Annotated in this window: 14 protein-coding genes; 13 read left to right on the top strand and 1 reads right to left on the bottom strand. The window is 42.7% G+C overall.

Annotation, left to right across the window (positions count from 1 at the left end; genetic code table 11):
* Positions 1-120 precede the first annotated feature (120 nt).
* Positions 121-2058, top strand: a complete 1938-nt coding sequence (gene dxs, locus DOZ58_RS08260) for a 1-deoxy-D-xylulose-5-phosphate synthase (protein ID WP_162624483.1) — start codon at positions 121-123, stop codon at positions 2056-2058.
* 38 nt (positions 2059-2096) lie between these two features.
* Here the strand turns inward: dxs and DOZ58_RS08255 are convergent, their stop codons facing one another.
* A complete protein-coding gene (locus DOZ58_RS08255) occupies positions 2097-2618 on the bottom strand; it encodes a helix-turn-helix domain-containing protein (protein WP_111887871.1) in 522 nt (173 codons plus the stop codon).
* A 211-nt stretch (positions 2619-2829) separates the two neighbouring features.
* Between DOZ58_RS08255 and modA the strand changes: the two genes are divergently transcribed.
* The 12 genes from modA (at position 2830) to DOZ58_RS08195 (ending at position 15614) form a co-directional block, all read left to right on the top strand.
* A complete protein-coding gene (gene modA / locus DOZ58_RS08250; RefSeq protein ID WP_111887870.1) occupies positions 2830-3624 on the top strand; it encodes a molybdate ABC transporter substrate-binding protein in 795 nt (264 codons plus the stop codon).
* 116 nt (positions 3625-3740) lie between these two features.
* The gene (modB, locus tag DOZ58_RS08245) at positions 3741-4424 is read left to right on the top strand and encodes a molybdate ABC transporter permease subunit (protein WP_111889714.1); all 684 of its coding nucleotides are present in this window, start codon (positions 3741-3743) and stop codon (positions 4422-4424) included.
* 4 nt (positions 4425-4428) lie between these two features.
* Positions 4429-5502, top strand: a complete 1074-nt coding sequence (locus tag DOZ58_RS08240; RefSeq protein ID WP_111887869.1) for a sulfate/molybdate ABC transporter ATP-binding protein — start codon at positions 4429-4431, stop codon at positions 5500-5502.
* Between the two features lie 162 nt (positions 5503-5664).
* A complete protein-coding gene (locus DOZ58_RS08235) occupies positions 5665-6624 on the top strand; it encodes a CHAD domain-containing protein (RefSeq protein WP_162624482.1) in 960 nt (319 codons plus the stop codon).
* A gap of 190 nt (positions 6625-6814) precedes the next feature.
* Complete coding sequence (gene nadA, locus DOZ58_RS08230) at positions 6815-7723, top strand: quinolinate synthase NadA (protein WP_111887867.1); 909 nt, start codon at positions 6815-6817, stop codon at positions 7721-7723.
* A 13-nt stretch (positions 7724-7736) separates the two neighbouring features.
* Positions 7737-9035 (top strand): L-aspartate oxidase, encoded by a 1299-nt coding sequence (locus tag DOZ58_RS08225; protein ID WP_111887866.1) that lies wholly within the window; start codon positions 7737-7739, stop codon positions 9033-9035.
* Positions 9013-9861, top strand: a complete 849-nt coding sequence (gene nadC, locus DOZ58_RS08220) for a carboxylating nicotinate-nucleotide diphosphorylase (RefSeq protein ID WP_111887865.1) — start codon at positions 9013-9015, stop codon at positions 9859-9861. The genes DOZ58_RS08225 and nadC overlap by 23 nt, the downstream gene beginning before the upstream one ends.
* A 26-nt stretch (positions 9862-9887) precedes the next feature.
* Entirely contained in the window at positions 9888-10400 is a 513-nt protein-coding gene (locus tag DOZ58_RS08215; RefSeq protein ID WP_111887864.1) for a transcription repressor NadR, read from the top strand.
* A gap of 142 nt (positions 10401-10542) precedes the next feature.
* Positions 10543-11373, top strand: a complete 831-nt coding sequence (gene amrS, locus DOZ58_RS08210) for an AmmeMemoRadiSam system radical SAM enzyme (RefSeq protein ID WP_371414199.1) — start codon at positions 10543-10545, stop codon at positions 11371-11373.
* Positions 11374-11382: 9 nt separating this feature from the next.
* Complete coding sequence (locus DOZ58_RS08205; RefSeq protein WP_111887863.1) at positions 11383-12897, top strand: metallophosphoesterase; 1515 nt, start codon at positions 11383-11385, stop codon at positions 12895-12897.
* Between the two features lie 134 nt (positions 12898-13031).
* A complete protein-coding gene (locus DOZ58_RS08200) occupies positions 13032-14417 on the top strand; it encodes a sigma-54-dependent Fis family transcriptional regulator (RefSeq protein ID WP_111887862.1) in 1386 nt (461 codons plus the stop codon).
* Positions 14418-14555: 138 nt separating this feature from the next.
* Positions 14556-15614, top strand: a complete 1059-nt coding sequence (locus tag DOZ58_RS08195) for a 2,3-butanediol dehydrogenase (protein ID WP_111887861.1) — start codon at positions 14556-14558, stop codon at positions 15612-15614.
* Positions 15615-15693 lie beyond the last annotated feature (79 nt).

The raw sequence follows: 15693 nt of genomic DNA, 5'->3' as shown, positions 1-15693 counted from the left end.
GATATGATTGCGGCTTCAGTCGGATTCAAATAAGAATCTGTCAAAACAAAAAACGATCAAAATAATGCTGCGATTGATGGCAATTGTTTCGATGATCCCTGGCGGTGTGGGGAAGAAACAGTGAAAGGATTCAAATTGACGATATTAAATGATATTTTATCCCCCCAGGATTTAAAGAATCTGTCCCGTACAGACCTTGATAATCTGGCCGGAGAACTACGGAGTAGAATTTTAGAAACGGTATCAAAAAATGGTGGACATCTGGCTTCCAATCTGGGTATTGTTGAAACCACCCTGGCTATCCACCTTGTTTTTGACGACCCCGATGATCAAATTGTTTTTGATGTAGGTCACCAATGCTACGCTCATAAATTGTTAACCGGACGGCAGCAGCAGTTTAATACCCTGCGTCAGTGGCAGGGTATCTCTGGTTTTACCAATCGGAACGAGTGTGATGCTTTTGGGGCCGGGCATAGTGGTACTTCCGTATCGGCGGCCCTGGGTCTGGCCATGGCCAATCAGTTAGATGGCAAGCAGCATTATGTTGTTGCTGTAGTGGGGGATGGATCATTCACAAACGGGATGATTTATGAAGCCCTAAATAATTGCAATAAAAAAAATCTGAGATTAATCATTATCCTCAATGACAATGAAATGTCCATCTCGGAAAATGTCGGTGGCCTATCTAATTATTTATCAAAAATCAGAAACAGTCAGAATTATTTTAATTTAAAACATCATACCCAGTCTGTTTTGCATAGGATTCCCTTAGTCGGGGAGGGCCTGATTAAAGGCACCCGAAAATTTAAAAAGCAGATAAAAAAACGGGTGGTAGCCGAGAACTTTTTTGAACATTTGGGTCTGGATTACCTGGGACCGGTTGATGGTGGTGATCTGAAAAAGTTGGAATCGGTGCTTAGTGAAGCAAAAAGCAAACAAAATTGCTGCCTGGTTCATGTCCACACGGTAAAAGGGAAGGGTTATCAGCATGCCGAGGATCATCCGGAAAGGTATCATTCTTCAGGCCCCTTTGATCTGTCCAAAGGAATTGAAGCGAAACCCTCGGGAGATACTTTTTCGGCCGTTTTCGGAAAGATCATGGTAGCTGCAGCGAACACCAACGCTTCCATCTGTGCGATTACCGCCGCGATGACCGGCGGCACCGGCCTGGATAAATTTTCTCAGGCTCATCCCCAGCGCTTTTATGATGTGGGGATTGCCGAAGAACATGCCGTCACCTTTGCAGCCGGTCTTTCGGCCAACGGAAAAACCCCGGTTTGTGCCATTTATTCAACCTTCGTCCAACGGGTTTATGATCAACTGATTCATGATGCGGCCATTCAAAAACTGCCCTTGATTATGGCTCTGGATCGGTGTGGACTGGTGCCCGGAGACGGGATTACCCATCAGGGCATCTACGACTGTTCCTACCTCTGCTCCATCCCGGGAATAAAGATTTATAGCCCGGAAACCTATGATGAAATGAAAATGAGCTTTGCAACCTGTTTTGAAAATAAAAGCCTGGCAGTGATTCGTTATCCCAAAGGTGCCGAGAAAAAATATGACCGCAGTGGGTTTATAAAGCTTAAGGGTTTGAGTTATCAGGATTTTTTCAATCAGGATGTCAATAGAGCTGGCCATCAAACCGTTAAACCAGAAATTGTGATGGTAACCTATGGCAGGATAACAGAAAATGCCTATGATGCCATTGCCCTGTTAAGGGCAACGTATTCCATCCGTCTGATCAAGCTGGTCAAGGTTTACCCCCTGGATTTAAGCGAATTGCTGCCACTGCTACAACAGCCAGAGCTTGTCTATATTCTGGAAGAAGGCGTCAAAAGTGGTGGCATCGGAGAAAAGCTGGCCGCTGCGATTGCCCAGGATGAGCAAATAAATCCTGGCAAATTGCGGATTCGTGCGATTGAAAACCCTTTAATGGAACAGGGCGATCTGACTTCGTTGTATGACTGTTGCGGGTTTTTACCTGGGCAGATTGCAACTGAGATCGCTAAAATAGTAGAAAAAAAAAACGGCGTAAGCCGCTTTAGGTTTAGATGATTTGTTAACTAAAAAAATGCATATAACGACCTAAACCGTTATTTATAGACACTAATGGACATGGTTTTAAAAATCGCATATAGGTCACAGCCTTTGGTAATATGCATATTATTCATGGATTTTCTGGTGATAAGTGACATCAAAGGAATGCCAATGTCCAGAACAACCTTAACGCCATCATTGTTTTCGATTAAATCAACAACAACCCCTTTAAAAATATTTCGGGCACTGCTGGTAAATGGTTCCAGACTGAGAATGATATCCTCCGGTCGGATAGAAAGTTTCACCTCTCCAGTTAATTCGGTATGAACATGGATCGTGATATCATCAACTTTGACAAATTGTTCATCCGCTTCCATAAACACCGTTCCCTGATACTGATTGGATGAACCCTTCGATTTTAATAAATAATTTTCGAACTGGGACTGGGAAATGCGCAGATGCTTACCTAAACGATGGGCATCAAGATCGCCCCGTTTGATCATTTCGTAAACCGTGTTTTTAGTTATTTTAAGTTTTTTGCTGATTTCTTCTGGGGTGTATAAAAGTTCATCATTCACTATGATCGCCTCCTCTTTGATTATCTTTCTATTATATACAAGAATCGATGAATATAAAAGAAATAAAACAAGGTTCTTGATATCGGATAGTGTTGATAACGTGTTTTAAATAAAAACATGGAATGAATTGACTTTGAACCTGGTGTTTTGTATAATAAAAAGAATCGAAACATAACAAAACATAATAAAAACACGAAAAAGGAGAAGAGAGATGAAAGCGTTGAAAAGAGGAATTGTACTGATCGCATTGGTATCAATGGTTTTTGCACTGGCAGGTTGTCAGTCAGCAGCCAAGGAGGAAGGTAATTCGGAACCGGTATCAATGACTATCTCAGCCGCTGCCAGTTTAAAAGATGCCATGACAGAAATTCAGGATTTATATGCCAAGGAGGAACCCGATGTAACGCTGGCAATTACGTTTGGAAGTTCTGGTTCACTTGCCGAACAAATTCAACAAGGCGCTGATGTCGATGTCTTCTTGTCTGCATCCACGAAGTATATGAACAATTTAAAAGATGCTGAATTGTTAAGTAATGATACCATCAAAGAGCTGCTTGGCAATGATGTTGTTTTGATCGTACCTAAAGATTCTACCGCCACCATTACGGATTTTGCGCAAGTAGTTGATCCTTCGATTAAAAAAGTCGCTATTGGAGAACCTTCAACTGTGCCAGCTGGTCAATATGCAGTTGATGTTTTTAATCACTATAATGTAATGGATCAAATAACCGATAAATTAGTATATGGTAAAGATGTTAAAGAAGTATTAACCTGGGTTGAAACGGGAAATGTTGATGCCGGCGTTGTTTATTCAACCGATGCAAAGGTGTCTGATTCAGTTAAGACAATTGCGGTCGCTTCGGATGAATCACATAAAGCAATTATTTACCCAACAGCGGTGATTAAAACCAGTAAAAATTCAGAACCAGCACAAGCATTCATCGATTTTTTAAGTACGGACGCAGCTAAAGATGTTTTTGTTAAATATGGATTTAAAACACTCTAAATTTCAGCGTTAAAACAGAGGATTTAAGCCAGATTGCTTTTATAAACTGCAGCTAAAAGTAATGACATCGGTATAAAATTCAGGTTAATTAAGAAGTGTAGAAGGGAGTGAGGTGTATCAATTTCGATTTTTCACCAGCTTGGATTTCAATCAAAGTTACGCTAACAGCGACAACCATTAATTTTTTTCTGGGGATTAGTGTTGCATGGCTGATGACCAATTATAAAGGAAAATGGAGAGGTTTGATTGATGGTATTTTAACGCTTCCACTGGTCTTACCGCCAACAGTTGCAGGATTTGCCATCCTTCTTTTGATCGGGAAAAACGGTCCAATTGGTAATTTCTTATCAATATTTGGGGTAAATATTATCTTTTCCTGGTATGCGGCTGTGATAGCTGCCATTGTTGTGGCTTTTCCACTGATGTATAAAACGACGATGGGTGCATTTGAACAAATCGATCCCAATATCCTTAGTGCCGCCAGAACCCTTGGGGCATCGGAAAGAAAGGTCTTTTGGCGGGTAGCCGTTCCGGTTGCCAGGCCCGGGATTGCAGCCGCTACGGCATTGACATTTGCGCGATGTCTCGGCGAATTTGGGGCAACCCTGATGGTGGCCGGCAGTATTCCAGGAAAAACAGAAACCATTCCGGTCGCTATTTATTTTGCCACTCAGAGTGGCGAAATGAAGATTGCTCTGATCTGGGTGATGATTATCTTCGCCATTTCACTGACCGTTCTCGTGATTAATAATTACTGGGAAAGCTACAAAAAGAATCAGCAGCGGGGCTTGGGAGGGTGATTTAATGGAATTTTTAGTTGATATAAAAAAGAAACTCTACGGCTTCCAGCTTGATGTTAAACTACAGTCAAAAGAAGAGGTTATTGGTATTTTAGGGGCTTCCGGTTCGGGAAAAAGTATGCTGTTGCGCTGCATTGCCGGATTGGTTAAACCAGATCAGGGACAGATTATTATCAATGGCAAAACTTTCTTTGATTCAGAAAAAAGAATCAATCTTTCCATGGGAGAAAGAAAGGTAGGCTTCCTGTTTCAGAACTACGCGCTTTTTCCTAATATGACCATTGAGGAAAATATTGCCTTCGGTCTTGATAAGCTGTCTAAGATCGAAATAAAGAATCGGGTCAGTGCTTTAATGGAAAAATATCATTTAGGTGATATTGGAAAACGTTACCCTTCCCAAATATCCGGGGGACAGCAACAACGGGTAGCCCTGGCCAGGGCGGTGGCGGTTGAACCGGATATTCTGTTATTAGATGAGCCATTTTCGGCATTGGATGTGCATCTCAGAAATCATATGATGCGTGAAATGGCGGAGTTGTTAAAAGATTTTCAGGGAATGACTCTCTTTGTCACCCATAATCGCGAGGAGGCTTACCGCCTGTCTGACTATATCGCAGTTTTTAACACCGGAAAGGTCGAAATCTATGGACAAAAAGATGATATCTTTAAATGGCCAGCATCGTTGGAGACGGCAAAAATCACCGGTTGTAAAAACATCGTGGCCGCAACCCGGCTTTCCGAAAATCGGCTATATGTACCGCAGTGGGATATTTCACTTGCTACGGAAAAAAAAATAACAGCGGCGTCCGGTTATTTAGGAATCCGGGCTAATCAGGTTAAACTGGTGGACAAGCAGGAGGGCCAGCAGCAAAACAGTTTTCTGGTTTGGATTGCCGATGAAAGTGATGGGCCCTTTCGGACATCACTTTATTTAAAAATAGGTTGCTGCCCCAATAGTCGGGATGATTTTCATATTCAGTGTGAAATCAGCCGGGAAGAACGCAATCGCTTAGATAATCTTTGCGAACCCTTTGTCATTTATATCAACCCGGAATATGTGTTCTTTGTGGTTCACTGAATTTAACGGCCCGCTCATAATTTAAAACAGGAAGTCAGCCTTTGTTGATTTCCTGTTTTTATTTTCGATAAAAACAATCAATTAGATTATGGGTTTTAGGCACCAATGGGTATATAAATAAAAGCGCTAAAAATAATTAATATGAAAGGAAGGAAAATAGCGATGATGATGGAAAAGATGTCAGCCCTATTATTAGAAAACCAGGGACGATATGAAAAGGGGTTGTTACTTCCCCAGATACCGCCAATAAAATCAGTAAAAATTGTTAATCAATCAAGCTTGAATATAAAAGCAAAAAAAAAGGTGGGCGCATCGGTGGAGATTATCATGAAGAATGGCTTTAATGAAATCATAAATGCCTATGATGGTTTTTTTGCAGATTATAGTGATCCGGAAGGGGTTCATCAGGTTCGGGTTAGAATTAGGAAGTTCAGGGCGATGCTGGCTTTTTTTAAGCCATTATTCAAAGGTGAAAGTTATCAGCGACAACAGGATACCTTGAGGAAAATGGGGCAGCAGTTTGGCGAAGTACGACAACTGGATGTTTTGCTGGAAGATCTTTTAAAAGTAAGAAAAAACACTAACCAGGAAATTAGCGACTTCGGAAAGCTGGAAGCCCATCTTCTGAATAAGCGGGCCATCGCCTTTGAACACTTATTAGCCGATCTAAAAACCGATGCCTTTGCCCTTGATCTACTAGACCTTTGGGTATGGGAGCTCAATGATCCCTGGGATGAAGACACGCCACTGCTTTTAGTGTCACTTAAAGATTATACAAAAAAACAAATTGGCAATTGGCGCAAAAAAATCAAAAAAAGCATGAAAAGTCTCGATGTAAAAAATCAGCAAGCCGTTCACCGGGTTCGCATTAAAAGTAAAAAACTCCGCTATGCCATCGAAGCACTGTCTTCCATTCTTGATCGGAAAACCCGCAAATCAATGGACGCGTTTGAAAAAATTCAGGACGATCTGGGCTATTTCCACGACGTTTTCGCCAACCAGCACTTACTCGAACAGCTCACTTCAGAAAGCAACGACGTTACGCTCCACTATCAGGCTGGCATCATCATCGGCGGGCAAATGATGGAAGGGAACCGAAAGATTAAAAAATTGATAAATTAAGTAAAACGTTAGACAAAAAGAGAAAGCAGTACCGACAATTGTCGCAACAGATTAACGATCAGTCGGTACAGTATTTCAACGATAACCATTAAATATCTGAAATAAACTTTACAGTCAGCTTGTCAGGTGTAAAGATAAGTGCTATACTTTTAATCATAAAAAACCGATTAAAAGGTGGAGGCATAAAAAATTGAAAGAGATCTTGTTAAAAATAGAAAAATTAAAAAAAGAAAAAGATGCGGTTATTTTAGCCCATTACTATGTCAGTGATGAAATTCAGGAAATTGCTGACTATGTCGGTGATTCCTATTATCTCAGCAAAATTGCTGTCGAGCTGCCTCAAAAAGTGATTGTCTTTTGCGGGGTTACCTTTATGGGCGAAAGCGCTAAAATTCTCAGTCCTCAAAAAACGGTGATCATGCCGGAAGCCCGTGCTGACTGTCCGATGGCCCATATGGCTGCAATTGAGAAAATTAAGGAAGTTCGGGAATACTATGAGGATCTGGCAGTGGTTTGCTATATCAATTCAACCGCCGAAATAAAAAAATTCGTGGATGTCTGTGTGACCTCATCTAATGCGCTAAAAATAGTCAGGGCATTACCCCAGCAAAACATCTATTTTGTGCCGGATGAAAACCTCGGCCGATACATTGCCAGCCAGCTTCCGGATAAGAATTTTATCTTCAATGATGGCTATTGCCACGTCCATGATGAAATCATGATCGATGAGCTAGAAGAAGCCAAAGCTGCTCATCCCAACGCAGAGGTGCTCGTCCATCCCGAATGTACGCTGACAGTGATTGGTGCCGCCGATTATGTCGGAAGTACCTCAGGGATCATTGATTACGCCACTGCCAGTGACGCCGATGAATTTATCATCGGGACAGAAATTGGTATTTTTTATCAACTGGAGAAAAATAATCCCGATAAAAAGTTCTATCCGATCAATCAGAATCAGATCTGCCCCAACATGAAAAAAATCAGCTTGCATAAGGTAGCTCATGCCCTGGAAAACGGCATCAACCAGATAAACGTTGATGAACAAACCCGAACAAAGGCAGTTATGGCCCTGGAAAAAATGCTGGAACTGGCCCAATGAGCGAGCATATGCTATGAACGGGAAAACTGATATCATTGTCGTTGGAACCGGTGCCTCAGGTTTATTTTATGCCCTGAATACTCCGCCAAACAAACAGGTCCTGATGATCACTAAAAGGGCGGTGGATGAAAGTGATTCTTATCTGGCCCAAGGTGGGATCTGTGTCTTAAGGGATGCGGATGACTACGACAGTTTTTTCGAGGACACGCTAAAAGCCGGACACTATGAAAATGATCGCGCTTCGGTGGCTGTGATGATTCGCAGCTCCCCGGAAATCATTAAAGATCTGATCGATCTGGGTGTGACATTTGAAAAGGAAAACGGGGAACTGCTCTATACCAGAGAAGGGGCCCATTCCCGAGCCCGGATTCTCTACCATGAAGACCTCACCGGAAGAGAAATCACCAGCAAGTTATTGGCCCAGGTCAAAAAACGACCCAATATTACCATCATTGAAAACATGGCGATGGTGGATCTGATGTGTCAGGACAACTGCTGTAACGGGGTTGTGGCCAGTGATGGGACGGGTGCAATTCACATGTACCAATCCGACTATGTGGTTTTAGCCACCGGGGGACTGGGTGGCCTGTTTGATCGTTCCACCAATTTAGCACACCTTACCGGAGATGCCATTGCCATTGCCTTAAAACACCAGATTGAAGTGGAAAATATCAGCTATATTCAAATCCATCCCACCACCTTGTATACCCGGAAGCCGGGGCGACGTTTTTTGATTTCTGAATCGGTCCGGGGCGAAGGAGCGGTACTCTATAACCGAAAAATGCAGCGTTTTGTCGATGAGCTCCTACCCCGAGACCTGCTGACCAAAGCCATTCATGAGCAAATGGAACAGGACGAAAGTGATTTTGTCTGGTTGTCAATGCAGGATATGGGCCCGGAAGTGATTAAAAATCGCTTTCCCAATATCTTTAAACATTGTTTGGACGAAGGTTACGATATTACCAGAGAGTGTATCCCGGTGACCCCGGCGCAGCATTATTTTATGGGTGGCATAAAAGTGGATCTGGAGAGCAGAACATCAATGGCTCATCTTTATGCCATCGGTGAAGTCAGTTGCAATCGCGTTCACGGTGCCAATCGGCTGGCCAGCAATTCGCTTCTGGAGAGCCTGGTCTTTGCCAAAAGAGCGGCTATTGACACCCATAATCATTACAACACCAGTGCGGTGCTAAAAAAAGCGCTACAGTTGGATGACTACAAAGATCTGGAACAGTTAAAAAGCGACTATAAAAAAATCATCCTGGACGAAATCGAAAGGAGTAAGGTCATTGAACGAATTGATAAAGCTTAACATTGATCCGCTTATTTTAGCGGCACTTAAGGAGGATATTACCAGTGAGGACATCACCACCAACGCCGTTATTAAAGCGGGGGTCAGAGCTCAAGTGGAGTTAATTGCCAAAGAAACCGGTATCATCGCCGGTTTGGCTGTTTATCAGCGGGTATTTGAGCTTCTGGATGGAAGCGCAACAATAGAAACTTTTTTTAGTGACGGCGATACCGTTAGACCCGGGGATCTTGTGGGGGTGGTGAAAGCTGATGCCCGAACCTTGCTCTCCGGTGAGCGCACCGCCCTTAATTATCTGCAACGGATGAGCGGCATCGCCACCCATACCCGGAAGCTGGCAGACTATTTAAGTGGGTCCAAAACCCGATTGCTGGACACCAGGAAAACCACGCCGAATATGCGGATTTTTGAAAAATATGCTGTCACGGTTGGGGGCGGGTATAACCACCGCTATAACCTGTCTGATGGCATTCTCATTAAAGATAATCATATCAATGCCGCTGGTGGTGTAAAAGAAGCCATTGCCGCCACTAAAAAACAGGCCCCCTTTGTCCGCAAGATTGAGGTGGAAGTGGAAAATTTAACGATGTTGGAGGAAGCCCTGGAAGCAGGAGCCGACATCATCATGCTGGACAACATGGCGATCGATACCATGAAAGCAGCCATTAAAATCATGGCTGGTAGAGCACTAAGTGAATGTTCCGGGAATGTCACCGAAACGCGGTTAAAGGAGCTTAGCGATATTGAGGTAGACTTTATTTCCTGCGGTGCCCTGACCCATTCCTCACCGATTCTTGATTTATCGATGAAAAATTTGCAGCTTTTATAAGCCTTAAAAAAAGAGGAGTGTCAGCCATGAAAAAAAAACAAAGACAGAACGATATCATCAAAACACTCCGCTCGTCCCGGGAACCCGTTTCAGGAACCGCCTTGTCCGAAATTTTCAAGGTTAGTCGACAAAGCATAGTTTCGGATATTGCGCTCCTGAAAGCGGCTCACTATAATATTATTTCCACGAATAAAGGTTACGTCATTGTCGATCCACCGCCAAAAGAAAAAGTGTTTAAAGTGTATCACAGCCACGAAGAAATTGGTGATGAGCTTTACACAATAATTGATGCCGGTGGTTTTGTGAAGGATGTTTTTATTATTCATGATCTCTATGGAAAAATTCAGGTTAATTTACTGCTGGCCACCCGGGCGGATGTGGACAAATTTGTAACCGGTCTCGAAGAAAAAAAGACCAGCCCGCTGATGAAGCTCACTGGTAAGGTTCACTTTCATACCGTGGAAGCAGCCTCAGAGGGGATTCTCTTAGCAGTTGAGAAAAGTTTGCAGGAAAAAGGATATTTAATCGCCGGACAGTGATTCTTAAAGCCGGGATTTGGGTATGAAACAAATAGCGTGAAAAAGAAGGAAGACATCAGGCGTTTTCCTTTTTTATTGGGTTAGAAACAATTATTTAAGGCGAGGATTAGTATCGTGCAATTAAACGAAGGGTGGAAAAACTGTGAGTAAAATAGCATGTCGGCTTTGTCCCCATCATTGTAAACTGGATGAGGGTGAGATTGGGTTCTGCCGGGCCCGGATTAATCGGTCTAAGGTCATTGAGGATCTGAATTACGGTGTGGTTACAGCCATCGCCTTGGATCCCATTGAAAAAAAACCATTACGCCATTTTTATCCGGGATCAAAAATTTTGTCGGTGGGGAGTTTTGGCTGTAATTTAAGGTGTTCATTTTGTCAAAACTACGAAATTTCGATGGCCGGATTGGGAGAAGCCCATGGCCGTAAAATGAGTCCACAAGGCCTGGTAGCCAATGCTCTCAGATTGGTGGGCGAAGGGAATATCGGGCTGGCTTATACCTATAATGAACCCCTGGTGGGTTATGAATTTGTACGAGATTGCACCCAGGAGACAAGAAAGAACGGGTTAAAAAATGTGGTGGTAACAAATGGCTACTTTTGCAAAGAAATTCTTCGGGAAATCCTCCCGGATATCGATGCGGTGAACATTGATCTAAAAGCATTCAATGAAACGTTTTATAAAAAGATCAGCGGCGATCTGGAAACGGTCAAAAAAACCATCAAATTAGCCAGTCAAACCACGCATGTCGAGGTGACCACGCTAATTGTCCCCGGAGAAAACGACAGTGACGACGAAATCCGGGCATTATCCCAGTGGCTGGCTTCGGTGGGGCGAGGTATTCCCTTGCATTTGTCCCGTTTTTTTCCACAATATGAAATGTTGGATCGGAACGCCACCGATATTTCCAGGATTTATCATCTGGCTGATATTGCCAGAGAATCGTTGGAATTTGTTTATGCTGGAAATTGTTGAGGCAAGCCAATGGGAAATAAACGATCAAAAAAATCAAATCGCTTAGAAAAGCAATTAAAAGAAATACAACAACAAATCAGTCCGGTTGCGGTACCAGTATCTGAGTGTCAAATGAATTTCTTCTCCGAAAAGGAAACCTACACCTTTTTCCTGGACCCGGTGCTTGCCACCATGCCCCAGGTGGAAGACGCTAAAATCCTCAGGCACGCAAAAGATGGCTATGGGGGATGGATTGCAGAGTCGAATCAGGAACCGGAGATGCGGCTGGATCTGATGTCGGCTGACAATCAGTACCCGGCTCAAAACCAAGCGAAACAGTTGCTCCATTTTTTTGCCATAACCGATATTCACATCACCGATGCTGAGCTTCCGGCCCACGGCATCTATTCAAAACACGGCGGCGGAATCGTGTCGGTATATTCAGAAATGCTGCACTATACCACCCACGTCCTGGATGGGGCCATTCATTCAGTTAATGCCATCCACCATCAAAATCCCTTTAATTTTGGTTTATCGATGGGTGATAATACCAACAATGCCATTTTTAACGAACTGCGGTGGTCGATAGACATTTTTGACGGTAAAGAAATAAATCTGGACTTTGGGATTAATCCCAATCCCCGGATTGGTCCGCGGAGGGATTTCTACGACGATTTTATGGCTGTCGGTCTGAATCGGCAGATTCCCTGGTATCAGATTATTGGTAATCATGATCATATCTGGCCGGATAAACCTAAAGAAGCCCTGACTGATGATCCCAGTCGACGGTTTCTGTCCCGAACCGAATGGATGCAGGAATTTTTTAACACTGAAACGACACCGATTGGTCATGGGTTTAAAGCCGAGAATCTAAAAACCGGTTTTGCCTGCTATAGTTTTGAGCCCCAAGAAGGGGTTCCCATCAAGGTTATTGTGCTGGATAACACCCAACGGGATGACGATCCCAACGTTAAAGGCTATGCCCATGGCTCCCTGGATCAGGAGCGTTTTGATTGGTTGATGGGCGAACTTGAGACGGGTCAGCGTGAGGGAAAGCTGATGATAATCGCCGCCCATATCCCCATTGCAGTGGAATACCAGGAACCCTTAACGAAGCCGTTTATGTCCTGGAGCACGATTTCACCGGTGTCAGAACAGGAACTGATAAAAATGCTCCACGCCTATCCCAATTTGATCCTCTGGGTCTCTGGGCATCGTCATCGCAATACCATTACTCCGGTAATATCCCCAGATACTAATCAGCCGGAACGCGGTTTTTGGGTGGTCGAAACGGCTTCCCTGCGGGACTTTCCACAGAATTTTCGAACCTTCGAAATCCTCAAAAACAGAGATGAAACGATTTCGATTGTCACCAAAAACATCAATCCAACCATCAAAGAAGGATCCTTTGCCAGTATTTCCCGCTCTTATGCGGTGGCTGCTCAGCAAATATTTAATGGCCGCACCGAACTCTTACCCAGCGGTTCCTATAATGGCGAATTACGGGTTAAGCTAACAAAAACCATGGCCGAAACGATCGGGTAGCATCAGAGCGCCGCATTCCATCAAAAAAGTGTTTGGGCCATGTAAAAAGCAACAGGTGTCAGTCCGAAAAACGTTTGTTTCAGTTATAATGTGGCGTTTTTAGTTGAACTGGTGATTCATGTGGAGGTAAATTCATGGATATAAAGATGTTGATGGAAAAATTAAAAAACGGCGATACACTCACGCGAGAAATGCGATATGAGATTTTGGAGTCTTATAAATTAATTGATGTGGCATGGGATTCGATCCTTAACGGTTTGATAATCATTGATACTGATTTGAGAGTAAAAAAGTTCAATCACAAAATTTCAGAACTGTTTCAAATGCGTGAAGATGAAATCTTTAAGCTGGACATGAGCCATGTATTAAAAGATATAGATGTGGTAGACAATATTTTTATCAATAAACGAAAATTCGCGTATTCCGATATAACGCTTATTATCGGATCAAGAAAGATCGATTGTTTTATGGATATTACCCCGGTCGCTTTTAACGAAAAAGTAATTGGAGCTGTGCTTGTGATCAGGGAATCAAAACAGGTGCGCAAAGAAATTAATAAATTGGTGGGTTTTCGGGCCAATTATACCTTTGATAAGATAATTACCAAAAATAAAACGATGCTGGAGCTGATCAACACCGCCAAGAGAATTTCGAAAACAGACTGTTCGGTGCTCATCGAAGGGGAAAGCGGCACTGGAAAAGAACTGTTTGCTCAATCCATCCATAACGAAAGCCAACGCCGAAATGGCCCTTTTATTGCGATTAATTGTGCGGCCATTCCAAAGGAGCTGGTTGAGAGCGAGTTTTTTGGCTATGAAACGGGTTCATTTACCGGTGCCATTAAAGGCGGAATGCCAGGAAAATTTGAGCTGGCCAATGGCGGAACGCTGTTTCTCGATGAAATCGGTGAAATACCGATGGAAATACAGCCAAAATTATTACGCGTTTTGGATGAAAAGAAAGTGATGCGAATTGGCGGAAATTATCAAAGGAAGCTTGATGTTCGGATTATTGCGGCAACCAATCGGAATTTACTCAATGAAATGTCCAAGGATGCCTTTAGGCAGGATTTGTATTTCAGGCTTAATGTTATCAACCTGAGATTGTTGCCACTTAAAAGAAGGCGCGAAGATATTCTGGTGCTTGGTCAATATTTTCTGGAACAGTTAAATCAGGAAAACAGTGAGGTTAATAAATATTTCACTGATAAATTTGTAAAAAAACTTCAGGCGTACAAGTGGGAAGGAAATGTCAGAGAACTAAAAAATATTGTCCAGCGGGGTTACTATATGTCAATGAGTGATCAGATTGACGATATTGAGGCGCTGGCAAAAGAAAAAGAGGATCATTATCATAAGAGTGAAGGCGAAACGCTAAAAGATTTGGAAAGAAACAGCATTGAACACGCGCTGCTTCTTAATAAAGGAAATGCCGTAAAGGCGGCCGAAGAGCTCCGCATCAGTAAGGCCACCATCTATCGAAAAATAAAAGCCTATGATATTCATGTCCATAGTGTCTAAGCTTTTTTAAATCCTAAGATCTGGCATGATAATTGCTATAAACATAGATTCAATATCAAATGAATTCGATTGGAGGTTAAGGTTATTCAGGTTTTGATATTGGATTTATGTGAAAGATCAGATTGAAAGGAGAAAATAATGAAAGCCGCAGTATGGTATGGAAAAAAAGATGTCAGAGTGATGGATGTTCCTGAGCCTAAGTTACCGGGAGAAAATTTTGTAAAAATTAAAGTCGAATGGTGTGGAATATGTGGTTCTGATTTACATGAGTATCTTGCAGGGCCAATCTTTATACCAACGACGACACCTCATCCACTAACTGGTGGAACGGCCCCAATTACGTTAGGGCATGAATTTTCAGGCACGATTGTTGAGGTTGGTTCTGATGTGAAAAAATTCAAAGTTGGTGACAAGGTTGCTCCAGATGCCTGTCAGGTTTGTCATGAATGCAACCCCTGTAAATTAGGGAAGTACAATGTCTGTGAAAAACTGGCGTTTACTGGATTGATGACGGATGGCGCTTTTGCAGAGTATGTTGTTGTTCCGGACTATACCTTATATAAGATGCCGGATGAAATGTCTTTTGAAGCAGGTGCATTAATCGAACCACTTTCTGTTGGCATTCATGCCGTACGTTCCGGTCCACTAATTGAAGGGGAAAGTGTCGTAATTTTTGGCGCCGGAACAATCGGACTCTGTACACTTCTTGCTGCTAGAGCCGCCGGTGCTGGAAAAATCTATGTCGTGGAAGTGGCCAAAGCGAGAAAAGAATTTGCTGCAAAAATGGGCGCTCACGAAGTTCTGGATCCGACCGAAATCGATATCAAGGCCCGGATTTTGGAATTGACAGACGGAATCGGCCCAGATGTTGTTTTTGAATGTATCGGAAGCGATAAGGTAACTCCGACAGCCATTGAAGTGGCAAGAACGGGTGGGAAAATTATTCTTAGTGGGATCTATGAAAGAGAAACCAGCCTTCAGATTAATACGATTGTATTCACGGATAAGACCGTAATTGGTTCATTAGCTTATGCCGGAGATTTCAAAACAGCCATTGATTTAGTATCTGACGGGCGGATTGATATTTCGCCGCTGGTGACAGGAAGAATCGGTATTGATGATATTATTGAAAAAGGATTTGAAGAGCTCGTTAACAGAAAAGATGAGAATGTCAAAATCATTGTAAAACCATATTGATGACTGTTTACATGTTTTAACACAATTTTTTTCTCGAAATGAGATTTATGTCTCATTTCGAGAAATTTTGTGAGACAAA

The organism is Acetobacterium sp. KB-1, from assembly GCF_003260995.1.
Classification (GTDB): Bacteria; Bacillota; Clostridia; order Eubacteriales; family Eubacteriaceae; genus Acetobacterium; species Acetobacterium carbinolicum.
The sequence above is the reverse complement of the archived record's forward strand: the minus strand, read 5'-3'. Positions and strand labels throughout refer to the sequence as shown.

Bases quoted from the DNA above. Each gene is read 5' to 3' on its own strand.
- DOZ58_RS08200 (WP_111887862.1), top strand. From the start codon at position 13,032: ATGGATATAAAGATGTTGATGGAAAAATTAAAAAACGGCGATACACTC.
- DOZ58_RS08215 (WP_111887864.1), top strand. From the start codon at position 9,888: ATGAAAAAAAAACAAAGACAGAACGATATCATCAAAACACTCCGCTCG.
- modA (WP_111887870.1), top strand. From the start codon at position 2,830: ATGAAAGCGTTGAAAAGAGGAATTGTACTGATCGCATTGGTATCAATG.
- DOZ58_RS08195 (WP_111887861.1), top strand. From the start codon at position 14,556: ATGAAAGCCGCAGTATGGTATGGAAAAAAAGATGTCAGAGTGATGGAT.
- DOZ58_RS08235 (WP_162624482.1), top strand. From the start codon at position 5,665: ATGATGATGGAAAAGATGTCAGCCCTATTATTAGAAAACCAGGGACGA.
- DOZ58_RS08240 (WP_111887869.1), top strand. From the start codon at position 4,429: ATGGAATTTTTAGTTGATATAAAAAAGAAACTCTACGGCTTCCAGCTT.
- DOZ58_RS08225 (WP_111887866.1), top strand. From the start codon at position 7,737: ATGAACGGGAAAACTGATATCATTGTCGTTGGAACCGGTGCCTCAGGT.
- DOZ58_RS08205 (WP_111887863.1), top strand. From the start codon at position 11,383: ATGGGAAATAAACGATCAAAAAAATCAAATCGCTTAGAAAAGCAATTA.